21 protein-coding genes, 1 tRNA gene and 1 pseudogene are annotated in these 22,757 nt (G+C 70.3%); 20 read left to right on the forward strand and 3 right to left on the reverse strand.

The window, feature by feature from the left end:
• The first annotated feature begins 25 nt into the window (after positions 1-25).
• The 6 genes from F0Q34_RS05020 (at position 26) to F0Q34_RS05045 (ending at position 5,079) form a co-directional block, all read left to right on the forward strand.
• Complete coding sequence (locus F0Q34_RS05020) at positions 26-757, forward strand: proteasome-type protease (protein WP_149810986.1); 732 nt, start codon at positions 26-28, stop codon at positions 755-757.
• Positions 758-925: 168 nt separating this feature from the next.
• The gene (locus F0Q34_RS05025; RefSeq protein WP_149810987.1) at positions 926-1,924 is read left to right on the forward strand and encodes a glycoside hydrolase family 26 protein; all 999 of its coding nucleotides are present in this window, start codon (positions 926-928) and stop codon (positions 1,922-1,924) included.
• Positions 1,925-1,976: 52 nt separating this feature from the next.
• Positions 1,977-3,038: a ligase-associated DNA damage response exonuclease gene (locus tag F0Q34_RS05030; RefSeq protein ID WP_149810988.1), complete on the forward strand. Its 1,062-nt coding sequence runs from the start codon at positions 1,977-1,979 to the stop codon at positions 3,036-3,038.
• The gene (locus tag F0Q34_RS05035) at positions 3,035-4,639 is read left to right on the forward strand and encodes a cisplatin damage response ATP-dependent DNA ligase (protein ID WP_174241977.1); all 1,605 of its coding nucleotides are present in this window, start codon (positions 3,035-3,037) and stop codon (positions 4,637-4,639) included. Before F0Q34_RS05030 ends, F0Q34_RS05035 begins: the two co-directional genes overlap by 4 nt.
• A gap of 111 nt (positions 4,640-4,750) precedes the next feature.
• Positions 4,751-4,924, forward strand: a complete 174-nt coding sequence (locus tag F0Q34_RS05040; protein WP_149810989.1) for a DUF1328 domain-containing protein — start codon at positions 4,751-4,753, stop codon at positions 4,922-4,924.
• 82 nt (positions 4,925-5,006) lie between these two features.
• Positions 5,007-5,079, forward strand: a tRNA-His gene (locus F0Q34_RS05045).
• A gap of 15 nt (positions 5,080-5,094) precedes the next feature.
• Here the strand turns inward: F0Q34_RS05045 and F0Q34_RS05050 are convergent.
• On the reverse strand, positions 5,095-6,282 hold the full coding sequence (locus tag F0Q34_RS05050) for a benzoate/H(+) symporter BenE family transporter (RefSeq protein ID WP_149810990.1): 1,188 nt from the start codon (positions 6,280-6,282) through the stop codon (positions 5,095-5,097).
• Positions 6,283-6,373: 91 nt separating this feature from the next.
• Here F0Q34_RS05050 and F0Q34_RS05055 point away from each other — a divergent pair, with 91 nt between their 5' ends.
• The 6 genes from F0Q34_RS05055 (at position 6,374) to F0Q34_RS05075 (ending at position 12,416) form a co-directional block, all read left to right on the forward strand.
• Positions 6,374-7,081, forward strand: a complete 708-nt coding sequence (locus tag F0Q34_RS05055) for a GntR family transcriptional regulator (protein ID WP_149810991.1) — start codon at positions 6,374-6,376, stop codon at positions 7,079-7,081.
• 133 nt (positions 7,082-7,214) lie between these two features.
• Positions 7,215-9,188, forward strand: a complete 1,974-nt coding sequence (locus tag F0Q34_RS05060) for a PhoX family protein (protein WP_149810992.1) — start codon at positions 7,215-7,217, stop codon at positions 9,186-9,188.
• 75 nt (positions 9,189-9,263) lie between these two features.
• Positions 9,264-9,419: a hypothetical protein gene (locus tag F0Q34_RS21735; protein ID WP_161600777.1), complete on the forward strand. Its 156-nt coding sequence runs from the start codon at positions 9,264-9,266 to the stop codon at positions 9,417-9,419.
• Positions 9,416-10,138, forward strand: coding sequence for a hypothetical protein (locus F0Q34_RS05065; RefSeq protein WP_149810993.1), 723 nt, complete (start codon positions 9,416-9,418; stop codon positions 10,136-10,138). The genes F0Q34_RS21735 and F0Q34_RS05065 overlap by 4 nt, the downstream gene beginning before the upstream one ends.
• Positions 10,135-11,208, forward strand: coding sequence for a toxic anion resistance protein (locus F0Q34_RS05070; protein ID WP_241665321.1), 1,074 nt, complete (start codon positions 10,135-10,137; stop codon positions 11,206-11,208). Before F0Q34_RS05065 ends, F0Q34_RS05070 begins: the two co-directional genes overlap by 4 nt.
• Before the next feature lie 149 nt (positions 11,209-11,357).
• Positions 11,358-12,416, forward strand: coding sequence for an alcohol dehydrogenase (locus tag F0Q34_RS05075; protein ID WP_149810994.1), 1,059 nt, complete (start codon positions 11,358-11,360; stop codon positions 12,414-12,416).
• A gap of 22 nt (positions 12,417-12,438) precedes the next feature.
• Here the strand turns inward: F0Q34_RS05075 and F0Q34_RS05080 are convergent, their stop codons facing one another.
• The gene (locus tag F0Q34_RS05080) at positions 12,439-12,660 is read right to left on the reverse strand and encodes a bile acid:sodium symporter (RefSeq protein ID WP_241665322.1); all 222 of its coding nucleotides are present in this window, start codon (positions 12,658-12,660) and stop codon (positions 12,439-12,441) included.
• A gap of 144 nt (positions 12,661-12,804) precedes the next feature.
• Here F0Q34_RS05080 and F0Q34_RS05085 point away from each other — a divergent pair, with 144 nt between their 5' ends.
• From F0Q34_RS05085 to F0Q34_RS05115, 8 genes and pseudogenes are all read left to right on the forward strand, one after another.
• Positions 12,805-13,332, forward strand: a complete 528-nt coding sequence (locus F0Q34_RS05085) for a hypothetical protein (RefSeq protein ID WP_149810995.1) — start codon at positions 12,805-12,807, stop codon at positions 13,330-13,332.
• Positions 13,333-13,392: 60 nt separating this feature from the next.
• Positions 13,393-13,719, forward strand: coding sequence for a hypothetical protein (locus F0Q34_RS22280; RefSeq protein ID WP_241665323.1), 327 nt, complete (start codon positions 13,393-13,395; stop codon positions 13,717-13,719).
• Positions 13,720-13,783: 64 nt separating this feature from the next.
• Positions 13,784-14,920, forward strand: a pseudogene (locus F0Q34_RS05090) (MFS transporter); the annotation flags it as partial.
• Positions 14,921-15,011: 91 nt separating this feature from the next.
• Entirely contained in the window at positions 15,012-15,968 is a 957-nt protein-coding gene (locus F0Q34_RS05095; protein WP_241665349.1) for a Gfo/Idh/MocA family protein, read from the forward strand.
• Between the two features lie 111 nt (positions 15,969-16,079).
• On the forward strand, positions 16,080-16,430 hold the full coding sequence (locus F0Q34_RS05100) for a RidA family protein (RefSeq protein ID WP_149810997.1): 351 nt from the start codon (positions 16,080-16,082) through the stop codon (positions 16,428-16,430).
• 349 nt (positions 16,431-16,779) lie between these two features.
• On the forward strand, positions 16,780-17,508 hold the full coding sequence (locus F0Q34_RS05105; RefSeq protein WP_241665324.1) for a CHAP domain-containing protein: 729 nt from the start codon (positions 16,780-16,782) through the stop codon (positions 17,506-17,508).
• 89 nt (positions 17,509-17,597) lie between these two features.
• A complete protein-coding gene (locus F0Q34_RS05110) occupies positions 17,598-19,913 on the forward strand; it encodes a molybdopterin-dependent oxidoreductase (RefSeq protein ID WP_149810999.1) in 2,316 nt (771 codons plus the stop codon).
• Entirely contained in the window at positions 19,910-21,502 is a 1,593-nt protein-coding gene (locus F0Q34_RS05115) for a PhoX family protein (protein ID WP_149811000.1), read from the forward strand. The genes F0Q34_RS05110 and F0Q34_RS05115 overlap by 4 nt, the downstream gene beginning before the upstream one ends.
• Before the next feature lie 66 nt (positions 21,503-21,568).
• On the opposite strand, the gene nhaA is transcribed toward F0Q34_RS05115, so the two are convergent.
• Positions 21,569-22,729, reverse strand: a complete 1,161-nt coding sequence (gene nhaA / locus F0Q34_RS05120) for a Na+/H+ antiporter NhaA (protein WP_241665325.1) — start codon at positions 22,727-22,729, stop codon at positions 21,569-21,571.
• Between the last annotated feature and the right edge of the window lie 28 nt (positions 22,730-22,757).

Here is a 22,757-nt window from a genome sequence, read left to right on the forward strand (position 1 = left end):
CGCCGGATCAGGAGGACGCGCCGGCATGACCTATTGCGTCGGCTTGTGGCTGGAGCAGGGGCTGGTGATGCTGGCCGACACCCGCACCAATGCGGGCATCGACCACATCTCGGTTTATTCCAAGATGTACACCGCCGCCGTGCCGGGGGAGCGCATGCTCTGCCTGATGGCGGCGGGCAACCTAGCCATCACCCAGGCAGTCTGGAACCGGCTGCAGGAAGGCGTCGCGCTGGAGGGCGAGACGCATACCCTGTCCACCATCGGCAGCATGTTCCGCGCCGCCCAGCTTGTGGGGGCCGCGGTGCGCGCGGTCTATGAGGCGGACGGGGCGATGATGGAGAAGCAGGATGTGCGCTTCTCCGTGTCCCTCTTGCTGGGCGGGCAGATCGCCGGCGGGCCGGTGAAGCTGTATCTGATCTACTCGGCCGGCAATTTCATCGAGGCGACACCCGAGACGCCCTTTCTGCAGATCGGCGAGCACAAATACGGCAAGCCGATCCTGGACCGCGCCGTGACCCGCGCGACGCCGCTGGAGGATGGGGTGAAGCTGGTGCTGGTCAGCATGGACAGCACGCTGCGCTCCAACCTGACGGTCGGCCTGCCGCTGGACCTGCTGGTCTATGAGACCGGGGCCCTGCGCGTCCGCCAGCAAAGGCGCGTCACCGAGGATGATCCGTATTTCCGCCACCTGCGGGAAGCCTGGTCGGCGGCGCTGCGCGATGCTTACCGCCGGATGCCGGCGCCGGACTGGCTCTAACGCCCGCCGGCTTCCTGCGATCCTGCCCGGCAGCCGGAAGCGGCGGCGTGGGCATGGCCGTCACGTCCGCGTCAGGCCAGTGCTTTCGCCGCATCCGGTGGCTGACATCATGGGGTGCCATCCCCTACCTCCGCGGGGTCGCCCCGCAGCAGGAAAGGCCAGACCCAGATGCGTGACGCAGCCAAGCCCGCCCAGGCCCAGCCCGTGGCGCCCATCGCCCGGCGGCCTTTCCGCTCTCGCCGGCTGGGCATGCTGGCCGCCGCGCTGGCCACCTTGCCGCTGCTGGCCGCCCCCGCCTCGGCCACGCCGCTCAGCACCTATGCCGCCAATGACCCGAAGCTGGTGGACCGGTTCGAGAAGTGGCTCGGCTGCCCCGTGGACTTCCTGATGGTGTTCACGGACCAGGCCAGCTGGGAGGGCATCGGCTGGCCGCAATGGTTCATCGACCAGTTCAAGATGCTGGACAAGCCGACCCTGTGGTCGGTGGCGATGATCCCCAGGCAATCCTCCCTGAAGGAGGCCGCCACCGGGAAGTACAACCGGTACTACGTCTCGGCGGCGCGTGCCCTGGCCAAGACCAAGCCCTTTCCCGATGGCACCATCCGGGTTCGCCTGGGCTGGGAGATGAACGGCAACTGGTTCCCCTGGTCGGCGTCGGGCAAGGAGGAGGACTTCGTCAGGACCTTCCGCCATATCGTCGATTCCTTCCGCTCCGTGTCCGACAAGTTCCGCTTTGAATGGAACGTCAATTACGGCCAGCGCATGGATGTGATGAAGGCCTATCCGGGCGACAATTACGTCGACATCCTGGGCATGGATTTTTACTGGAAGCCGGAATATCTCGGCCGTGACCCGGTGCGGGCCTTCGAGAAGATCCGCGACGACCGTGTCGGCCTGCGCTGGCTGGAGGATCTGGCGAAGGCCAAGGGCAAGCCGACCGCCTATTCCGAATGGGGCGTGCAGAGCGACAATGCCGGCCCCTTCATCAAGCTGGTGCGGGATTGGATCGCCGCCCATCCCAATGTCCTCTACACCAACTACTGGAACCATGACGCGGATTACGAGGGCGACCTGTCGGCCGGTCGCTGGCCTGCCACGGAAGCCGCCTTCCGCCAGGCTTTCTGCCCGCGCCCGGGCCAGCCAGCGCAGATCCTGCGCGACCGCTAGGCCATTCTGGCGGCGCGGCGCAGCCAATCGCCGCGTCATGCATTGAACGGCCATGGCCGCGCCGCATCCCGAAAGCTGGACCCGCATCACGCCCGAGGGGCTGTATTGCGAGCCTGGCGGCTTCCACATCGACCCCGCCCGGCCAGTCCCGCGCGCCATCATCAGCCACGGCCATTCGGACCATGCCCGGCCCGACCACGATGCCGTTCTGGCGACGCCGGAAACCCTGGCCATCATGACCGCGCGGCTGGGGGAAGGCCGGGCCGGCCGGCAGCAACAGGCACTGCCCTACCACCAGACCCTGGTGCAGAACGGCGTCCGCGTCACGCTGGTTCCGGCCGGGCATGTGCTGGGCTCGGCGCAGGTGGTGCTGGAATGGCAGGGCAGCCGGCTGGTGGTCTCCGGCGACTACAAGCGCCAGCCCGACCCGACCTGCGCGCCATTCGAGCCGGTGCCCTGCGACGTGTTCGTGACCGAGGCGACCTTCGCACTGCCGGTGTTCCGCCATCCGCCGCTCCGGCACGAGGTGCAGCGCCTGCTGGAAAGCGTCGCGCTGTTTCCGCAGCGGGCGCACCTGGTCGGGTGCTACGCCCTTGGCAAGTGCCAGCGGCTGATCGCCGGGCTGCGGGAGGCCGGCTGGGACCGGCCGCTCTATCTGCACGGGGCGCAGGCGGCGATGTGCCGCCTCTACGAGAGCCACGGCATCGCGCTTGGCGAGTTGCGGCCGGTGCCATGCCCCCAGAAGCGTGGCGAAACAGTGCTGGCCGGCGAGATCGTGCTGGCGCCTCCCTCGGCCGAGGCCAATCCCTGGGCCCGGCGCCTCACGGACCCGGTGACGGCGCTGGCCTCGGGCTGGATGCGGGTGCGGCAGCGCGCCAAGGCGCGGGGTGTCGAGCTGCCGCTGGTGATTAGCGACCATGCCGACTGGGACGACCTGCTGGCCACCTGCGCCGAGGTGGAGGCGCCCGAGGTCTGGGTCACGCATGGACGGGAGGAGGCGCTGATTCACGCCCTGGCGGCGCGTGGCGTGCGCGGCCGCGCCCTGCACCTGATCGGCCGCGAGGAGGATGAGGGCGGCGACCCGCTCCTCGCGGAGGAGGAGGCCGCGGCATGAGCCTGCCCGCTTTCGCCGAATTGCTGGAGCGGCTGGTCTTCACCCCCGGTCGCAACGCCAAGCTGGCCTTGCTGAAGCGCTTCTTCGCCACGGAGCGCGACCCAGACCGCGGCGTGGCTCTGGCGGCCATCAGCGGTGAACTCTCCTTCACCGCCGCCAAGCCCGCCCTGGTGCGGGAACTGGTGGCGAGCCGGACCGATCCGGTGCTGCTGGCCTGGAGCCATGACTATGTGGGCGACCTGGCCGAAACGGTGGCGCTGATCTGGCCGGAGCCCACGCACCGCCCGAACCGCCCGCCACCCGAATTGTCCGAGGTCGTCGAGGCGCTGGAGCTGGCCGCCAAGGCCGAGATCCCCGCCATGCTGGCCGAATGGCTGGACCTGCTCGACCCGGGCGGGAGGCTGGCCCTGATCAAGCTGGTGACCGGGGGCCTGCGCGTCGGCGCGTCCGGCCGGCTGGCGCGGCAGGCCCTGGCCGACTGGTCCGGCCATCCGGTGGAGGAGATCGAGGAAGTCTGGCACGGCGTCCCACCGCCCTACCTGCCGCTGTTCGCCTGGCTGGAGGGCAGGGCGGAACGCCCGGACCCGCGCGACGCGCCAGTGTTCCGCTCCCCCATGCTGGCGCAGCCGCTGGAGGCGCCGGACATCGCGGCGCTGGACCACACCGCCTTCCGCGCCGAATGGAAGTGGGACGGCGTGCGGGTGCAGGCTTCGGCGGGGCCGGGCGGCCGGCGCCTCTGGACCCGCACCGGGGAGGACCTGTCGGGCGCCTTCCCGGAGATCCTGGAGGCACTCGACTTCCATGCCGTGGTCGATGGCGAGCTGCTGGTGATCCGTGACGGTGAGGTGGCGCCCTTTGCCGACCTGCAGCAGCGCCTGAACCGCAAGGTGGTCGGGCCGAAGATGCTGAGGGATCATCCCGCCGGTCTCCGCCTTTACGATCTGTTGTTCGAGGCTGGGGAGGATCTGCGCCCGCTGCCTTTCGACACACGGCGGGAGCGTCTGGAAGCTTGGTTCGCCTGCGTGAAGCCGGCGCGGATGGATTTGTCGCCGCAGGTCGCCTTCGCATCCATGGAACAACTGGCCGCCCTGCGGGATGGCGCCCGCGCCGCCGGCATCGAGGGGCTGATGCTGAAGCGCGGCGACGCGCCCTATATCGCCGGCCGGCCCAAGGGGCTGTGGTGGAAATGGAAGCGGGCGCCGCTCAGCGTCGATGCGGTGCTGATGTATGCCCAGCGCGGCCACGGCAAGCGGTCCAGCACCTACAGCGACTACACCTTCGGGCTGTGGCGCCCTGACGGTGCGGGCGGCGAGGAATTGGTGCCGGTCGGCAAGGCCTATTCCGGATACACGGACCAGGAACTGGTCTGGCTCGATCGCTGGATCCGCAACCACACCCTGTCCCGCTTCGGACCGGTGCGGGAGGTGGAAAAGGAACTGGTGCTGGAGGTGGTGTTCGACGCCGCGCAGCTTTCCAGCCGCCACAAATCCGGCGTGGCCATGCGCTTCCCCCGCATCAGCCGCCTGCGGCCGGACAAGCCCGCGGCCGAGGCGGACCGGCTGGAAGCCCTGATGGCCATGGTGGAGAACCGCCCGCAATAAACCCGGCGCGAGCGGGAACTCGGCCGCGTCCGGAGCGTTGGCCCCGTCACTGGATGCGACAGGCCGGCCAAGGGCCGCGAGTCCCGGCGCGAGGCGAGGCGGAGAACGGTTATGTTGAAATGGGCGGTGATCTTTCTGGTGATCTCGGTGGTGGCCGGCGCGCTCGGCTTCACTGGCGTGTCCGCCACGATGGGCCGGATCGCCAAGATCCTGTTCGGCATCTTCCTGCTGCTTTTCGTGGTGGTTGTGCTGCTGGCGCTGCTGGCGGGCGAGATCATCCTGTAGCCCCTCGCTGCCTGTTGACGAGCGGCCACGCGCGGCTTATTTCCCGGCTCCGCGCCGCCGAATGGCGCGCGGCACTGGTATGGCGGCCTTAGCTCAGTTGGTAGAGCGCCACGTTGTGGTCGTGGATGTCACGGGTTCGAGTCCCGTAGGTCGCCCATCCGCCTTTCCCCTCAGCTTCTCCGCAGCCGGTCCAGCAGCATCAATCCGCTGCCCGCCAGCAATCCCCAGAACGCTGCGCCGATCCCGAACAGCGCCAGCCCCGACGCCGTGGTGGCGAAGGTGAGGGTGGCGGCCAGCCGGTCGCGCTCATTCGCCATGGCGGCCATCAGGGCACTCCCCAGGCTGCCCAGCAGCGCCAGCCCGGCGACGGCGGTGATCAGCAGCGGCGGGGAGGCGGCGATGAAGGCCGCCGCGAAGGCGGTACCCAGCCCAAGGAGCACATAGGTCAGCCCGGCGCTCACGGCCGCCACCCACCGCCGTCCTGTTTCGGGATGCGCGTCCGGCCCGGCGCAGAGCGCGGCGGTGATGGCGGCCAGGTTGACCGAATGCGCGCCCAGCGGCGCGATCAGGGCCGAGGCGGCGCCGGTCACGGCGAAGATCGGCCCCGGCTGCGGGCGGTAGCCCTGGCTGTGCAGCACCGCCAGGCCCGGCACGTTCTGCGACGCCATGGTGACCAGGAACAGCGGCAGGCCAATGCCGATGGCGGCACCGATCTCGGCCTGGGGCAGCACCCATTCCAGATGCGGCGCCACATCGCCCAGCGCAGGCAGGGGCGTCGCCAGCAGGATCAGCAGCGCCGCCACGGCCACCGCCGCCGGCACCGCGTAAAGCCGCGCGAAGCGCCAGGTCACCGCCCATGCCAGCACCACCGGAAGGGCCAGCGCCGGCATGACGCCCACCGCGCGCATCGGGGCCAGGCAGATCTCCAGCAGAACGCCCGCCAGCATGGCGTTGGCCAACACCGGCGGAATGGCGGAAACCGCGCGGCCAAAGGGCCTCCAGAGGCCAGCGAGAAGGATCAGCAGGCCCGCCACCAGGAAGGCCCCCGTCGCCACCGCGAAGCCGCCTTCTGGCATTCCGGTGGACGCAAGCAGCGCCGATCCCGGCGTGGACCAGGCCAGCACGATCGGCATCCGCCGCCTGAGGCTGAGCCCCACGCTCAACAGGCCCTGAGCCAGGCACAGCGCCGTCAGGCCGGAGGCCGCCTGTCCGGGCGTGGCACCCATGCTGGAAAAGCCGTGCAGCACCACCGCGAAGGTGGAAGCGAAGCCCACCACCGCCGCCAGCATCCCGGCCACGATCGGCTGCACCAGGCCAGGCTGCCGCAATCCGGAAGACGTCGCAGCGGGGAAGGTCATGGGAATGGGCTTCCATGAAAGCGATGGCACCAGCGCCATGGTGGCTGTAATCTTGGATCCAATCAATTCCGGGATGGAAGGGATCCATGGAATGGAAGCCGCGCAGGATGACGAGACACTCTCCGCCCTGACGCTTCTGCCGCCGCGCCGCTGGCAGACCGCCGTTGAATTCGCCGAGGCGGTGCTGAAATCGGCCATCCTCGAAGGCCGGCTGCGCGCCGGCACGAAGCTGGGCCAGGAGGAACTGGCCCGCCATCTGGGTGTCAGCCGCATGCCGGTGCGCGAAGCCCTGGCACGGCTGGAAGCGCAGGCGCTGGTGGAAACCATGCCGCACCGGGGCGCCGTGGTGGCGGCGATCACTGCGGACGATGCGGCCGACATCTATGCCATCCGCCTGGCGCTGGAGCCGGCCGCATTCCGCCTGTCCATTCCTTGTTTGAAGCAGGCCGATCTCGACCGCGCCGAAAGCCTGATCGCCGAAATGGATGCGGAGGCCGATGCCGGGCGCATGGGGCATCTGAACCGCCAGTTCCATTGCGCCCTTTACGCCGGCACGCGGCACCGGCGGCTGATGGCGCTGGTGGTGCAACAGCTCACCGCCTTCGACCGCTATCTCCGCTTCCACCTGGCGGCGCAGGGACCGGGCCGGATGGGCCAGAACGAGCACCGCGCCATGCTGGAGGCGGCCCGTAAGCGGGAGGTGGACAAGGCCGTGGCCGTGCTGGAGGCGCATATCGCGGGCGCCGCCCGGGACACGGCCCGCTTTTTCGCCCTGCGGGACAGGTCGTCCAGGCCATGACCGGCACTGGGGGGACGGTCATCATCAAACGGTCATCGAATCGTCATCGGCGCGCAGCCCGCGGCGGCTTCCTTGCGGGCTTTCCGTGATGCCCCTGCATCACCCTGCCGCATGAACGGAAAACGCCGCGCCCATGCCCGACACCAATCCGCCCCGTCATCCAGCCCCGCCCGTCGAGATCGAGGATATCGGCAGCAACCCCAGCCCGCGTGACACCATCGGCGAACTGGTGCAGCGCCGCCTGTCGCGCCGCGCCGCGCTGGGCGGCCTGTTCGGCGTCGCGGCGGTGGCGACGCTGTCGGACCAACTGCTGGCCTCCGGTGGCCGTGCCCTGGCACAGGGCAACGGTTCCTCCAGCCTCGGCTTCCGCGAGATCCCCCACCAGATGGGGCCCCGCGACGCGGTGCCCGAAGGCTACGAGGTCCAGACGGTGATCCGCTGGGGCGATGCGGTGCTGCCGGACGCGCCCGCCTTCGACCCGCTCAACCAGACCGCCGAGGCGCAGGCGGCGCAGTTCGGCTACAACAATGACTACGTGGATTTCTTTCCGCTGCCGCGCGGCAGCCGCAATGCCGAGCATGGCCTGCTGGCGGTGAACCACGAATATGCCGACACCCAGCTGATGTTCCCGGGCATGGGCGATGACGAAACGGCCCGCCTGCGCTCCTCCCGCGAGCAGGCGGCGATCGAGATGGCGGCGCATGGCCTTTCGGTGGTGGAGATCCGGCGGGAGAACGGGCGCTGGGCGCCGGTGCGCGGCGGCCGCCTGAACCGCCGCATCACCGCCTTCACGCCGATGCGCGTGTCCGGCCCCGCGGCGGGGCATGACCGGATGAAGACCAGCGCTGATCCGACCGGAACGCGCGTCCTCGGCACGCTGAACAATTGCGCCGGCGGCAACACCCCCTGGGGCACGGTGCTGACGGCGGAAGAGAACTTCAACCAGTATTTCGGCGGCGCCGCGGCCAGGACCGGCGGGCAGGCGGCGATGTACAAGCGCTACGGCATCGTCGAGAAGGCCAGCTATTCCTGGCCGCAGCACGAAGATCGCTTCAACCTCGACAAGGAGCCGAACGAGCCGAACCGCTTCGGCTGGATCGTCGAGTTCGATCCCTATGACCCGGACAGCGTGCCGGTGAAGCGCACCGCGCTCGGCCGCGTCAAGCATGAAGGCTGCACCCATGCCATCTCCGCCGATGGCCGCGTAGCCTTCTATTCCGGCGACGACGAGCGCTTCGACTATGTCTACAAATTCGTCACCGCCCGCGCCTGGAACCCGGATGACCCGGCCGCCAACCGCGACCTGCTGGATGAGGGCACGCTCTACGTCGCCCGGTTCAACGAGGACGGCACCATGAACTGGCTGCCGCTGGTGCATGGCCAGGGCCCGCTGACCGCTGCCAACGGCTTCAACAGCCAGGCCGATGTGCTGATCGAGACCCGCCGCGCCGCCGACCTGCTGAAGGCGACGCCGATGGACCGGCCGGAAGACGTGCAGCCCAACCCGGTGAATGGCCGCGTCTATGCGATGCTGACCAACAACACTCGCCGCAAGCCCGAGCAGGTGGACCGCATCAACCCGCGCGCCGCCAACGCGCATGGCCATGTGATTGAGATGATCCCGCCCGGCGCAGGGACGGACAAGGTGGACCATGCGGCGACCGAGGGGCGGTGGGAGATCTTCCTGGTTGCCGGCCGCCCGGGCGTCGATGCCGGGGCGCAATACCACCAGAACACCAGCGCCGAGGGCTGGCTGTCCTGCCCCGACAACTGCACCTTCGACGCCAAGGGCCGTGTCTGGATCTCCACCGACGGCGCCCCCGGCACCTCGAAGGTGGCGGATGGCCTGTATGCCGCCGACACCGAGGGGGAGGGACGTGCCCTGACCCGGCTGTTCTACCAGGCGCCGACGGGGGCGGAGGTGTGCGGGCCCTGCCTGACGCCCGACGACCAGACCATGTTCCTGGCCATCCAGCACCCGGGCGACGACAAGGGCAGCTCCTTCGAGAATCCCTCGACCCGCTGGCCGGACTTCCGGGACGGCATGCCGCCGCGCCCGTCGATCATCGCCATCACCCGTCGCGGCGGTGGCGTCATCGGCAGCTGAGAAGGCGGAAAAACCGCCTGAAGTGTCCCGTTGGCGCTGCTTGATTGGCAAGGCCGGCGGGGCAATCTGAGGGGCATGGACCCGCTTTCCTCCGCGCCGGCCCCACGTGCCGGCGCCAATCCCGTGCCGGACGCGCTGCGGCGCCTGGGTGGCTTCGCGCTGCTCGGCGCCTCGGTCTGGCTGGTGGCGATCATCGCGATGTTCCGCGCCCTGGTGGAACTGTTCTCATGACAGAACGCGACCTGCTCGGCCGCCTTGCCCTGCGGCTGCGGAAGCTGCGGGGCACGCTGCTGGTGCTGCTGGCCTCGCCCTTGCTGCCGGCGTTGTTCCTGTCGCTGTTCGGTGGCGAGCAGCAGCCGATCCTGGGGCTGCTGCTGGGGATGGGCCTGATCGGGCTGGGCGTGCTGCGGCTGCGTCGCGGCAGGGTCAGGCAGGGCGCCATCCTGGTGGGGGTGGCGACGGGCCTGGCCGCTGCCATGGCGGCGGGCGTCGCGCCACTCGGTGCCGCGGTGTTCGGGCTGATGGCGTGGTTCGGCACGACGCTGCTCTACACCGATACCCTCCCGGCCGAGGAGGCGCCGCCGCCGCCGGACGCGCTCACCCCGGTCCGCCAGCGCCTCAGCACGCTGGAGAAGGCCGATCCACGCCTTGGGCCGGCGCTGGTGGCGCTGCGCGACCTGGTGGCGGACCTGTCCCTGCGGTCCGGCGGCGCCGCCAATGGCGTGCCGGAGGCCCGCCGCTTCCTGAACCTGCAGCTTGATGGGCTGGAGCGCATCGAGTCACGTCTGCGCCTCGGCGCCGAGCCGCCACACGGCTTGGTGCCCCTGGTGGCGGAGATGGCGCGGGGCAGCCAGGCGCTGCGCGAGCGGCTGCGGCGGGAAGAAAAGGAAGCATTGGAGATCCAGGTGAAGGTCCTGGCCGACCGCCTGCGCGAGGAGGGTTACGCATGAGCGCCACCGGCACCACCACCGACGACACGATGCAGGGAATCCCGGTGGCGGGGGAGCGGGTGGACGAGCTCGCCGCCGCCATCGACCTGCGCGATCCGTCCACCATCCTGCGCTTCGGCGCCGAGGCGCAGAACCGTGCCGCCGCCGCCGCCGATGCGATGCTGGGCGCCGCCCGCAACCAGGCGACGGGCGAGGCGGGGGAGGCGCTGTCCGGCCTGCTCACCACCCTGCGCGGCTTCGACGTGACGCAGCTTTCCGAGAAGCCGGGGCTGATGGGCCGCCTAGCGCGGCTGGCCGGGCGGGGGCAGACCCAGGCCGTCGCGATCCTTCAGCGCTATGAGGGCGTGCGGGGGCAGGTGGAGGTGATCGGCGACCGGCTCGACACCCACCGCACCCGGCTGCTGGAGGATGTGGAGCGGCTGGAACGGCTTTATGGCGCCACGCTGGAATGGTTCCATGCCCTGGCCGAGCACATCGCCGCCGGGGAGGCGGTGCTGGCCCGCACCGATGCGGAGGTGATTCCCGCCGCCGAGCGCGCCGCCGCCGACCCGAAGGACGACCTGGCGCCGCAGAAGCTGCGCGACCTGCGCGCCGCGCGGGACGAGCTGGACCGGCGGGTGCATGATCTGCGCCTGACGCGGCAGGTGGCGATGCAATCGCTGCCCGGTCTGCGGCTGATCCAGGAGAACGACAAGGCACTGGCCGCCAAGATCCACTCGGTGCTGGCCAACACCGTGCCGCTCTGGCGCACCCAGTTGGCGCAGGCCCTGGCGATCCAGAACATGCGGGAAGCCAGCGACGCGGTGCGCGCCGCGACCGAACTGACCAACCAACTGCTCACCGCCAATGCCGAGACGCTGCGGCGGGGCAACGCCGAGGCGCGGGTGGAGCTGGAGCGCGGCGTGTTCGACCTCGCCGCCGTGCAGCAGGCCAATGCCGCGCTGGTGGCCACCCTGGAGGACAGCGTGCGCATCGCCGAGGAAGGCCGCGCCGCGCGCCGGCAGGCGACCCAGGAACTGGCCAAGGCGGAAGCACAGATCCGGCGGGCCCTCAGCTCTGCCAACGCGTGATCCGCCGGGCCGCGTGGTACGGCCGGGGCGGGGCCGCGGCCCCGTCGGCCCACTTCGCGGCAACGGCCTGAAAAAGCGCGACGTCAAGCCTTGACCGCGAAGGCGACTGGGTTTCCCCTCCTCCCGACGAGCAAGACAGGAGGATCGCCATGCGAGGCTGGGCCGTTGTTGAGACCGGGGCGCCGCTGCAGGATATCGAGCTGCCGACGCCCGAGCCGCAGGGCGAGGAAGTGCTGCTGGAAGTGACGCATTGCGGCGTCTGCCATTCCGACCTGCACATCTGGGAAGGTGGCTATGATCTTGGCAGCCGTGGCCGGCTGTCGCTGAAGGATCGCGGTGTGGTGCTGCCTTTGGCGATGGGGCATGAGGTGGTGGGCCGCGTGGTGAAGCTGGGGCCGGATGCCAAGGGCGTCGCGGTCGGCGACCACCGCGTGGTGTTCCCCTGGCTCGGCTGCGGCAAGTGCGAGCGCTGCGAGGCCGGGCAGGACAACATGTGCGCCGTGGTGCCGCGTTCCATCGGCATCTACCAGCATGGCGGTTACGCCACCCATGTGCTGGCGCGCAGCCCACGCCATCTGGCTGCCTTCGATGGCATCGACCCGGCCGTGGCGGCGACCTATGCCTGTTCCGGCGTCACGGTTTATTCCGCCATCCAGAAGGTCATGCCGCTGCCGCCCGAGAAGCCGATCGTCATCGTCGGCGCCGGCGGCCTCGGGCTGAACGCGGTGGAGATCCTGAAGGCGCTCGGCCACAAGCGGATCGTGGTGGTGGACGTGTCGGAAGCCAAGCTGGAAGGCGCCCGCGCCGCCGGTGCCACCGACACGGTGCTGGCCGAGGGCGACAACACCACCGCCCGCCTGCTGGAAGCCTGTGGCGGTCCCGTGGAAGCGGTGATCGACCTGGTGAACGGCACCTCGACCGCGCGCTCCGCCTTTGACGCGCTGACAAAGGGCGGCAAGCTGATTCAGGTCGGTCTGTTCGGCGGCGAGCTGAACCTGCCGCTGCCGCTGATGGCCACCAAGGCGCTGACCGTCCAGGGCAGCTATGTCGGCAATCCGCAGGATCTGCGCGACGTGATCGGGCTGGCGCAGCAGGGCAAGCTTTCCCCGCTGCCCGTCACCACCGAGCCGGCTTCGGCGGTGAACAGCGTGCTGAACCGCCTGCGGGACGGCCAGGTGCGCGGCCGCGTGGTGCTGACCGCCGGCTGAAGGGGAGGGCCGGCGACCTCGCTCAGGCCGCCGGCTGCATCTCGCTCTCAGCCCCGGCCGCCGGCCCGACCGTTTTCTGGGTATAGCGACGCGCCAGGATGGCGCAGGCGAAAAGCTGGATCTGGTGGAACAGCATCAGCGGCAGCACCACCAGCCCGGCCGCCTGCCCGGCGAACAGGATCTTGGCATCAGGATGCCGCCGGCCGGGCTTTTCTTGAGCCGCGGAACACCGCCACCACCTCATCCGCCCGCTTCAGGCCAACGGCGTGGTTGCCGCCCTGCTGGAACGGCCGGAGCGGCTGCATCCCGCCTGGCGGGCTGCTTCCCTCATCGGACACAATGCGGAAAACCCTGGCATTGGGCGGCGGCCGGCCCCATCTGGGCGGTCATGCCGTTCCCCTCTCAGGCGGGCGCGCAGGACGGCATCCGGATCGTGGTGTCGGCCGAGGGCGCGCTGCACTACGCCATTCCCTGCCGCCCCGAATCCCTGCCGCCCGTCGCCCCACAGGCCCTGAGCCTCGCCTGGGATGCCGCGCGGGCCGCCGCAGCCGCCGAGGCCTGGGGCCCGCATCGTACCCTGGCGTTCCGTGATGGGCCTGTGCTGGTGCTCGCCGACGCCGATGCCGCCTGCTGGGCGGAGGCGGTGGACCGCGCCGTCGGGCTCGAAAGCCTGGCCGGCCTTGCTCTTTGCCTGCGGCTGCTGGCGCTGGTGGAACTGCTTGGCCGGGCGCGCTGGATGAGCGGGTTGTTCGCCATCGCCGCCGATGGCATCGAGTTGCATCCCGCCTTGCTGTCCGCGGCCGCAGCCGAGCCCCTGGATGGTGGCGCACGGTTCGACGAAGTCGGCATGAAGCGTCTATTGTCGAACCGCATCGCCGGCGCCGGCGGCGCGGCGGGGAAAACGGTTGCGGGGTAACGGCCCGGCGCGATGCCCACCCGCTTTCGGCGCTGGCCCGAGATCCTGCCGGAGCGCCCCATGAAACGCCTTCTCCCCTTGTTGCTGCTGGTTTCTGCCTGTGCCGCCCCGGCGCCGCGCGGCCCTGACTCGGCCCAGCAGGACGCCGCCGCGGCGGCCTGCCGGCAGGATGCGGAGCGCACCATGCGGTTCCGCGAGCGCGGCCAGACCATGCGCTGGGATGAGGCCGAGTCGCGCATCGGCGCGGGCGGCTTCATGGGCAGCTCCCTCCGCAACGAGCAGCTCGGCGCCCGCTACGAGCAGGACCGGATGGTGCAGGACTGCCTGCGCGGCCTGCAGCCGGGCAACGCCGCGCCACAGCCGGGGGGAGGCGGGCGGGGCTCCTGAGCTGCCTGCCTTCCGGTCGCCATTCGGGGCGCTGACCCGCGCCCTGGCGACCCGCAACGCCCGCATCTTCTTCGCCGCCAGCCTGGCATCCTGGACCGGGCTGTGGATGCACCGCATCGCGGTCGCCTGGCTGACCTGGGAATTGACGCACAGCGCCCTCTGGGTCGGGCTTGTGGCCTTTGCCGACCTCGCGCCGGCCGCGGTGATCAGCCCCTTCGCCGGGGCCATTGCCGACCGGGTGGACCGGCTGCGGCTGGCCACCATTTCCCAGGCCGTGATCGGGATCGAGGCCGCCACGGTGGCCACGCTGATCGCCACCGGCCATATGCGCATCGAATACCTGCTGGTGCTGGAATTGCTCGCCGGCACGGCGGCCAGCTTCGCCCAGCCGGCACGGCAGACGCTGATGTCGGGCATTGTCGGCGCCGCCGACCTGCCGGCGGCGGTGGCCTGCAACTCCCTGATGTTCAACGTGGCGCGTTTCATCGGCCCGGCCCTGGCGGGGCCGGTGATCGCGGGGTTCGGCGTGGCGCCTGCCATTGCCTGCAACGCCCTGGCCTATGGCAGCGCGGTGCTCACCATGCCGCTGCTGAAGGTCGATGCCGCGCACCGGCGTGGACACCCGGCGACGGCCAGCCTGCTGGGCGAGATCCGGGAAGGCTTCGCCTACATCATCCGCCATCCCGGCCTTGGCCCGCTGCTGGCCTATGCGGCGATCATCGGGGTGTTGCTGCGCAGCGTGCAGGAGATGCTGCCACCCCTGGTGGAGCGGCATTTCCATCGCGGCGCCGAATCCCTGGCCATGCTCACCGCCTGCTTCGGCATCGGCGCATTGGTGGCAGGGCTGTGGCTCGCGGCGCGCGGCCGGGTGCAGGGGGCGACGCGGCTCGCCATTCTGGCGGGGCTGTGGCAGGCCCTGGCCACGGCGGCCTTTATCGCGACCGACTGGTTCTCGGTGGGCCTGCTTTGCGCCGCGCTGATCGGCGCCAGCGCCTCGCTGCACGGCATCTCGGTGCAGCAATTGGCGCAGATGGCAGCGGCGCCGGCGATGCGCGGCCGGGTGCTGGCGTTGTGGGGCCAGATCACGCGGGCCTGCCCGGCCCTGGGTGCGCTGCTGCTGGGCGCATCCGGCGAGGCCTTTGGGCTGAAATGGCCGATCCTCATCCTGTGTGTCCTGGCATTGCTGGTGTTCGCCTGGGGCATGCGGCGCAAGGCTGGAATTGAAGCGGTGCTGGAAAGCCCGCGCGAGGAACCGGAAGGAAAGACGGATGCTGAAGGCAGCGATCATCGGCATGGGCCGCTGGGGCCGGACCCTGGTGGAAAGCGTGCAGAACCATCCCGGGAGCGGGATCCGCTTCACCGCGGGACAGACGCGCAGCCCGGAGAAGGTGAGCGACTGGGCGAGGACGCAGGGGATCCGCCTGCTCGACAGCTACGACGCGGTGCTGGCCGACCCTGATGTGGAGGCCGTGGTGCTGGCCACGCCGCACCAGCTGCACGCGCAGCAGATCATCGCCGCTGCCAGGGCCGGCAAGCCGGTCTTCACCGAAAAGCCCTTCACGCTGAGCAAGGCCAGCGCGGAGGCCGCCGTGGCCGCCTGCCGCGATGCGGGGGTGGTGCTGGCGCTCGGGCACAACCGGCGCTTCCTGCCGGCGGTGGCGGAGATCCGGTCCATGCTGGCGGATGGCCGGATCGGCACGCTGATGCATGTGGAGGGGCAGTTCAGCGGGCCTTCCGCCCTGGCCTACCAGCCTGGCATGTGGCGGGCGGAGCGGAAGGAAAGCCCGCTCGGCGGCATGGGCGGCATGGGCATCCACATGATCGACATGATGATCAATCTCGCCGGGCCGATCGCGGAGGTGTCGGTGCACAGCACGGCGCGCGTGCTGGCCAACGGCCTCGACGACACCACCGCCATGTTGTGCTGCTTCGGCAGTGGCGCGACGGGCACCTTCGCGACGCTGGCCGCGGCGCCGCGCTGCTGGCGCATCGCGCTGTATGGCTCGGAAGGCTGGGTGGAGCTGGTGGACCACGTGCACATGACCTTCCGCCCGCGTGAAGGCGAAGGCTTCAGGCGTGACTTCCCTCCCCACGACATCGAGCGCGCCGAACTGGCCGCCTTCGCCGCTGCGGTGGCGGGCGGCGCGGCCTATCCGCTGCCCCTGGATCAGGCGGTGCATGGCGTCGCGGTGTACGAGGCGATGATCGCCTCGGCGGCGGCGGGCGGCGCGGGGCGGGTGGTGGCCTGAGCCTGGACTGCCTTGCGGCCCCGCCGGGTGCATCCTAGAAGCGCTGAGCTGATGCCGCCGCCGATGGGATGTTCCCTGCGGCGGGCGGCTTATCGCAGGGAGCCCGAACCGATGGCCAAGATCACCCGCCACAACAGCAACCCGGTCCTGTCCGGCGCCGTCGAATACCACAACTTCGTCTTTCTCGCCGGCCTGACCGCCGACGACCTGTCGCAGGACGTGGTGGGCCAGACCAAGCAGGTCCTGGCCAAGATCGACGCCGCCCTGGAAGGCCATGGCACCGACAAGACACGCCTCCTGCAGGCCCAGATCTGGTTGAAGGACATTCGTGACCGCGACGCGATGAACAAGATCTGGTCCGCTTGGCTGCCGGAAGGCGGCGCTCCGGTGCGGGCCTGTGTCGAGGCCAACATGGCCGACCCGCGCCACTTGGTTGAGATCATGGTCACGGCTTGCCGCTGATTACGATAGCGTAAAAGTCAAGCCATGGCTTCGGCGCCGTCACCTTAAGGGTGCGGCGCCGATTCCCGAGCCGGATCAGAGACTTGGATTGCGTTGTTGCATATTTACCGCAACACTGTGACTTTAACTTCGCTAATCTGTGATATTAGGATTCCAGTCACATTAACGGCTTCTGAACCGCTTCCGATCCTGCGAATCGTTGCTCGCGCCGCTTCTGTGCGCAGCTGCGGGATTGTCGCTCCACTCACGACTTTGCTACCGCAGCCTTGCCACGGCGAACGCCGGGTGGGGGACAGTGATTGGGGGTCGCATGCGGGTAGGCAGCAGGGCGCTGGCTTTGGCCGTTCTGATGGGAAGTTGGGGTCTGGGGTCGGCGCAGGCCGATGCAACCACGGGCCGAAGCACCCGCGAGGCCACGAAGCAGCCGCGCATCACGCTGCAGCAGACCGCCAGCCGCAGCGCCAAGCCTCAGAACGTCAAGCTCAATCCCGTCCGACGGGCGGCTGTCGAAGCGTCCCGGGCGGCGCTGGTTTCGCCCGGCCCGATCTCCTGCGTTCCTTATGTGCGCGCCGTCACCGGTATGGGCATCACCGGCAATGCCCACACCTGGTGGGACGGCGCCGCCGGCCTCTATGCGCGCGGCCAGCGGCCCGAGTCAGGCTCGGTGCTGAGCTTCCGTTCCTCGGGCGGCATGCGGCTCGGCCATGTCGCGGTGGTGTCGCGGGTGGTGGACAAGCGCGAGGTGCTGATCGACCACTCCAACTGGGAAGGCCCCGGGATCCGCAAGGGCACCATCATGGAGGACGTCTCGGTCATCGACGTGTCGGACCGCAATGACTGGACCGCCGTCCGGGTTCAGGTCGGCCGCAGTGATGAGGCTTATGGCCGCATCTATCCGACCAACGGCTTCATCTACAACCGCGCCCCGGGCAGCCGCCCGCCCAGCCAGCCCATGATGGCCGGCGGCGATGTGGGGCTTGAGGAACTGGCGGAAGCACCCGCCGGCGCGGCGCCGCATGCGGCGCATCTGAGCGAAGCCCTGCGCGGCCTGAATCTGGACGCGACCATCACCCGCTAAGACTTTTCCGCCGGGCGGCGCCGGGCTCGGTTGCCCTGCGCCGCCCGGCGTCGCATTCTCCGCCCCCCGTCAGGATCGAGGAGGGGGCGATGACCGCGTTCAGGCCGCATTCAGCCCATTGGGGCAGCTTCGACGCCGTTGTCGAGCAAGGCCGCGTCGTCGGCGTGCGCCCCTTCGCCGCCGATCCCAATCCCGGCGCCCTGCTTCAATCCATCCCCGCCACCGTGCATGCGGAAAGCCGCATCGACCGCCCTTACGCACGCGCCGGCTGGCTGCGCGGCGAGCGCCGCGGCGCGCAGCGCGGTGACCGGGACTTCGTGCCGCTGCCCTGGGATGAGGCGATCCGGCTGGTGGCGGAGGAAACCGCACGGGTGCGGGCCGAGCATGGCCATGCCAGCATCCTGGGCGGTTCCTATGGCTGGTCCTCGGCCGGGCGCTTCCACCATGCGCGCAGCCAGCTGCACCGCTTCCTCGGCCTCGGCGGCGGCTTCACCACCCAGCTGACCAATTATTCCTATGGCGCCGGCATGACGCTGATGCCGCACATCCTCGGCACCAATGACGTGTTGCAGGGGCCGGTCACTGATTGGCCCAGCATTGCCAGGCATACGCGCGTGATGCTGTGCTTCGGCGGGTTGCCGCTGAAGAACGCGCTTGTCACCGCCGGCGGCGCCGGCGCGCATGAATACGTGCCCTGGCTGAAGCAGGCGGCCGCGGCCGGCGTGCGCTTCGTCAACATCTCGCCCTTCCGCGGGGACGCGCCGGAGTTCCTGAAGGCCGAATGGGTGCCGATCCGCCCCAACACGGACACCGCGCTGATGCTGGGCATGGCCCACGCCCTGTTGTCCGAGGGAATGGAGGATCGCGGCTTCCTTGCCACCCATTGCACCGGCTGGGACCGCCTGCGCCCCTATATCCTGGGCGAATCGGATGGCCAGCCGAAAACCCCCGAATGGGCCGCCAGCCTCACCGGCGTGCCGGCGGAAACGATCCGCGCCCTTGCGTGGGAGGCCGCGCGGCAGCCGGCCATGCTGACCGCCACCTGGTCGCTGCAGCGCGCCGAGCACGGGGAGCAGCCCTGGTGGATGCTGGTGGCGCTCGCCGCCATGCTGGGCGGCATCGGCAGGCCGGGGGAAGGGGTGGCGTTCGGCTATGGCTCGCTGAACGGCATGGGCACGCCACGGCGGAAGCTGCCCTCGGTGGGGTTGCCGGCGACGCGCAATCCGGGCGGCATCGGCATCCCCGTTTCCCGGGTCACGGAGTTGTTCGAGCGGCCAGGCGAGATCCTGCAATACAATGGTCGTGACATCCTGCTGCCCGACATCCGGATGATCTGGTGGGCAGGTGGCAACCCGTTCCACCACCATCAGGACCTTAACCGGCTGCGGCGCGGCTGGAACCGTGCGGAGACGATCATCGTGCAGGAGCCCTGGTGGACCGCTGCCGCGCGTCATGCCGACATCGTGCTGCCCGCCACCACCACGCTGGAGCGCAACGACATCGGCTCGTCATCCTCCGACCGGTTCGTGCGCGCCATGCACCAGGCCATCCCGCCGCAGGGTCAGGCCCGCAATGACCATTCCATGCTGGCGGATGTCGCCGACGCGCTCGGCTATCGCGACCGCTTCACCGAGCAGCGGGACGAGGGCGTCTGGCTGCGCCATCTTTACGAACGCTGGCGGCAGGTGGCGGGCAAGCATGGCTTCGACGCGCCCGGTTTCGACCGCTTCTGGGCGGAAGGCCATGTGGAGGTTCCCCCGCCCGATGAGGATTTCGTGCTGTTCGCCGATTTCGCCGCCGATCCGGAGGCGCATCCGCTGAACACGCCCTCCGGCAAGGTGGAGTTGTTTTCCGACACCATCGCCGGCTTCGGCTATTCCGAGAGCGGCGGCCATCCACGTTGGCAGGAGCCGGCGGAATATCTCGGCGCGCCGCTGGCGGCGCGCTTCCCGCTCCACCTGCTGTCGGTCCAGCCCGCCACGCGCCTGCACGGCCAGCTCGATCCCGGTCCCGTTTCGGCGGCCAGCAAGATCCAGGGCCGCGAGCCGCTGCTGATGCATCCCGGGGATGCGGCCGGGCGCGGGCTGGAGGATGGCATGCTGGTCCGGGTGTTCAATGAGCGGGGCGCGTGCCTCGCCGGGCTCCGGCTGGATGAGGGCTTGCGCCCAGGCGTCGTCGCCATGGCCACCGGCGCCTGGTGGGACCCGCTGCCGGAGGAAGGAGGGCTGGACCTGCATGGCAACCCCAATGTGCTGACCCAGGATGTCGGCACCTCCCGGCTGGGGCAGGGCTGCGCCGCCCAGTCCTGCCTGGTGCAGGTGGAGGCGCATCGGGCCGCCGCGCCTCCGGTGACGGTGCATCGCGCGCCGCGTCCGCTGGAACGCCCATCGGAGCGCCCGGTTTGATCCGCAACGGACGACGCAGCCTGCTGGCCGCCGGCGCGGCGGCGCTGCTGGCTGGAAAGGGCGGGGCGGCCCAGGCCCAGGCGGGCCGGCTTTCCACCCTCGACATGCCGCCCCAGTTCCTGCCGCTGAAGCTGGATGACACGGTGGCCTCCGGCTATCGGCGCGATGTGCTGGTGCGCTGGGGCGACCGCGTCACCTATGACGCCGCCGTGTGGAACCCGCTGGCACCCAACCCGGCCGCGGCGGCGACCCAGTTCGGCTGGGATGGCTGCATCTGCGGCATGGTCGTGCAGCCCATGGGCAGCGATGGCGTGCCGCGCGCCCTCCTGGCGGTGGCGCACCCGACGGTGGACCCGGCCATGGCCTTCCCCGACGGCCGCGACCGGCCGGCGGTGGCGGCGATGATGCAGGGCGCCTCGCTGCTCAACATCGCCCGCCTGAACGGGCGCTGGACGGTGGTGGATGGCGGCTATCAGTCCCGCCGGCTGACCGCGGCCTCGCTTTGCCGCATGACCGGCCCCGCCACCGAAGCCCTGGGCAGCCTCGCCCAGGGCATCCTGGGTCCGCGCGGCGGATGCGCCACCCCCTGGGGCACCATTCTTCTGGCGGAAGGCGACCCCACCGCCTGGCTGGCCCGCCTGTCGGGGCTGGATGCGCGCTTCTCCGAATCTGGCCGTTTCGGCTGGGTGGCGGAGCTGAACCCGCTGGACCCGGGCGCGCTGCCGATGAAGCGGACCGCCCTTGGGCGCTTCGCCCATTCCGGTGCCGCCGCCACGCGGTCCCGCGATGGCCGCGCGGTGGTGTATCTGCCCGATGGCGGCAATCTGGGCTACCTGTACCGCTTCGTGTCGGCGGGACCGGCGGAAGCGCCGGATGCGATGGACCGTGGCTGGCTTTCGGTTGCGCGCCTCGCGCCCGGGCGCCTGACCTGGCTGCCCCTGCCGCCGACGCCGGCGGTGCTGATGAACCCCGCGCCGGCCGCCCGCGCCGCCGGCGCCTCCAGCTTCGATGGGCCCAGGGATGTCACTGTCGATCCCGGCAATGGCGTGGTCTACCTCGCCTGCCGGGGCATGGCCGGAGCGCCTTCGCCCGGCCTAGGGCCGGGTGGAGGCATGGGGCGCGTGCTTGAACTGGCGCCGGAAGGCGGGGACCCGGCTTCCGGGGAGGCCGCGGTGAACGTGCTGCTGACGGGCGGCATGCCGGATGCGCATCTGGCCCGGCTGGCGCGCAGCTGGCCCGCGGCCCCGACGGTGCTGTCCGTGGACGGGGCGGGGCGCCTGTGGATCGGCAGCGATCACCGGGGGCGTGGCTTCGAGGCCCCGAATGCGTTGTTCGGCGCCGACACGGCAGGCCCCGGCCGTGGCCTTGCCTTGCCGATCTACGCGGCGCCGGTGGGCGCGGCGATCGGCGGCTCGGCGATGACGCCGGACGCGGCCACGTTGTTCGCCATCGTGCGCACCCCGGGCGCGACGCCGGGCGCAAGCTTCGTGGCGCCCGCGACGCGCTGGCCGGCCTTTGATCCGACGCTGCCGCCGCGCACCACGCTGATCGCCTTGTCGAGCATCAGCGGCGCGCCCGTCGGCGGCTGACAACCGCCACAGGGGCCGCCTTTTCCGCTTTGCCGGCCGGGCGCCGTGGCCCGGCCGGATCTTGCATCAGGCGAGCTGGTGCCGCTCCCGCGGGGCCACGCGCAGCACGCCATAGCCCAGCAGGCCGGATATGATCGAGCCGCACAGGATGCCGAACTTCACCTCCTCCTGAAGAAGCGGCAGGCCGTCAAAGGCCAGCAGGCCGATGAACAGGCTCATGGTGAAGCCGATGCCGCACAACAGGGCGACGCCAAAGAACTGGCTCCAGCTCGCGCCGGCCGGCAGATCGGCCAGGCCGCAGCGGATCAGCAGGGTGGAGGCGCCGAACACGCCGATGACCTTGCCCGCCAGCAACCCGACTGCGACGCCCAGCGTCAAAGGTTCCAGCAGCACCTCCGGTCCGACGCCAGCGAAGGAAACGCCCGCATTGGCGAAGCCGAAGATCGGCACAATAACAAAGGCGACGGGCCAGCTCAGCGCGTGTTCCAGCCGGTGGAGCGGGCTTTCGTCCGTCCGTGCCTCGGGCGCGCCAGGCGTCGTCGTGATCGGGATGCACAGCGCCAGCAGCACGCCGGCCACCGTCGCATGCACGCCGGAGCGGAACACGAACAGCCATAGCGCGACGCCGAGCACCATGTAGGGCCACAGGCTGCGCACGCCGAGGCGGTTCATGCCGTACAGCACCGCCACCACCAGCGCGGCGAGGCCGAGATCCGGCAGGGACAGGCCGGTGGTGTAGAACAGCGCGATGATCACCACGGCGCCCAGGTCGTCGATGATGGCGAGCGCCGCCAGGAACACCTTCAAGGAAGCCGGGACACGCGGCCCGAGCAGCGACAACACGCCCAGCGCGAAGGCGATGTCGGTGGCGGAAGGGATGGCCCAGCCGCGCAGCGCCTGCGCATCGCCGGCGTTGAAGGCGATATAGATCAGCGCCGGCGCCGCCATGCCGCCCAGGGCGGCGACGCCCGGCAGCACGCGGCGGCTCCAGGTGGAAAGCTGGCCATCCAGCATCTCCCGCTTGATCTCCAGCCCCACCATCAGGAAGAAGGCGGCCATCAGCGCGTCATTGATCCAGTGCAGCAGGCTGAGCGGCCCGAGATAAGCCGCCAGCGCCGCGAAATAGCCGGGGGCCAGGGGCGAGTTGGCCACGACCAGCGCCAGCACCGCCGCCGCCATCAGGACCAGCCCGCCCGCCGCCTCGTTGTCGAGGAAGTTTCGCAACATGGATCGGATGCGGCCGCCGCCTGCTGTC

This window comes from Teichococcus oryzae, assembly GCF_008386565.1.
In the GTDB taxonomy this organism is placed as follows: Bacteria; Pseudomonadota; Alphaproteobacteria; order Acetobacterales; family Acetobacteraceae; genus Pseudoroseomonas; species Pseudoroseomonas oryzae.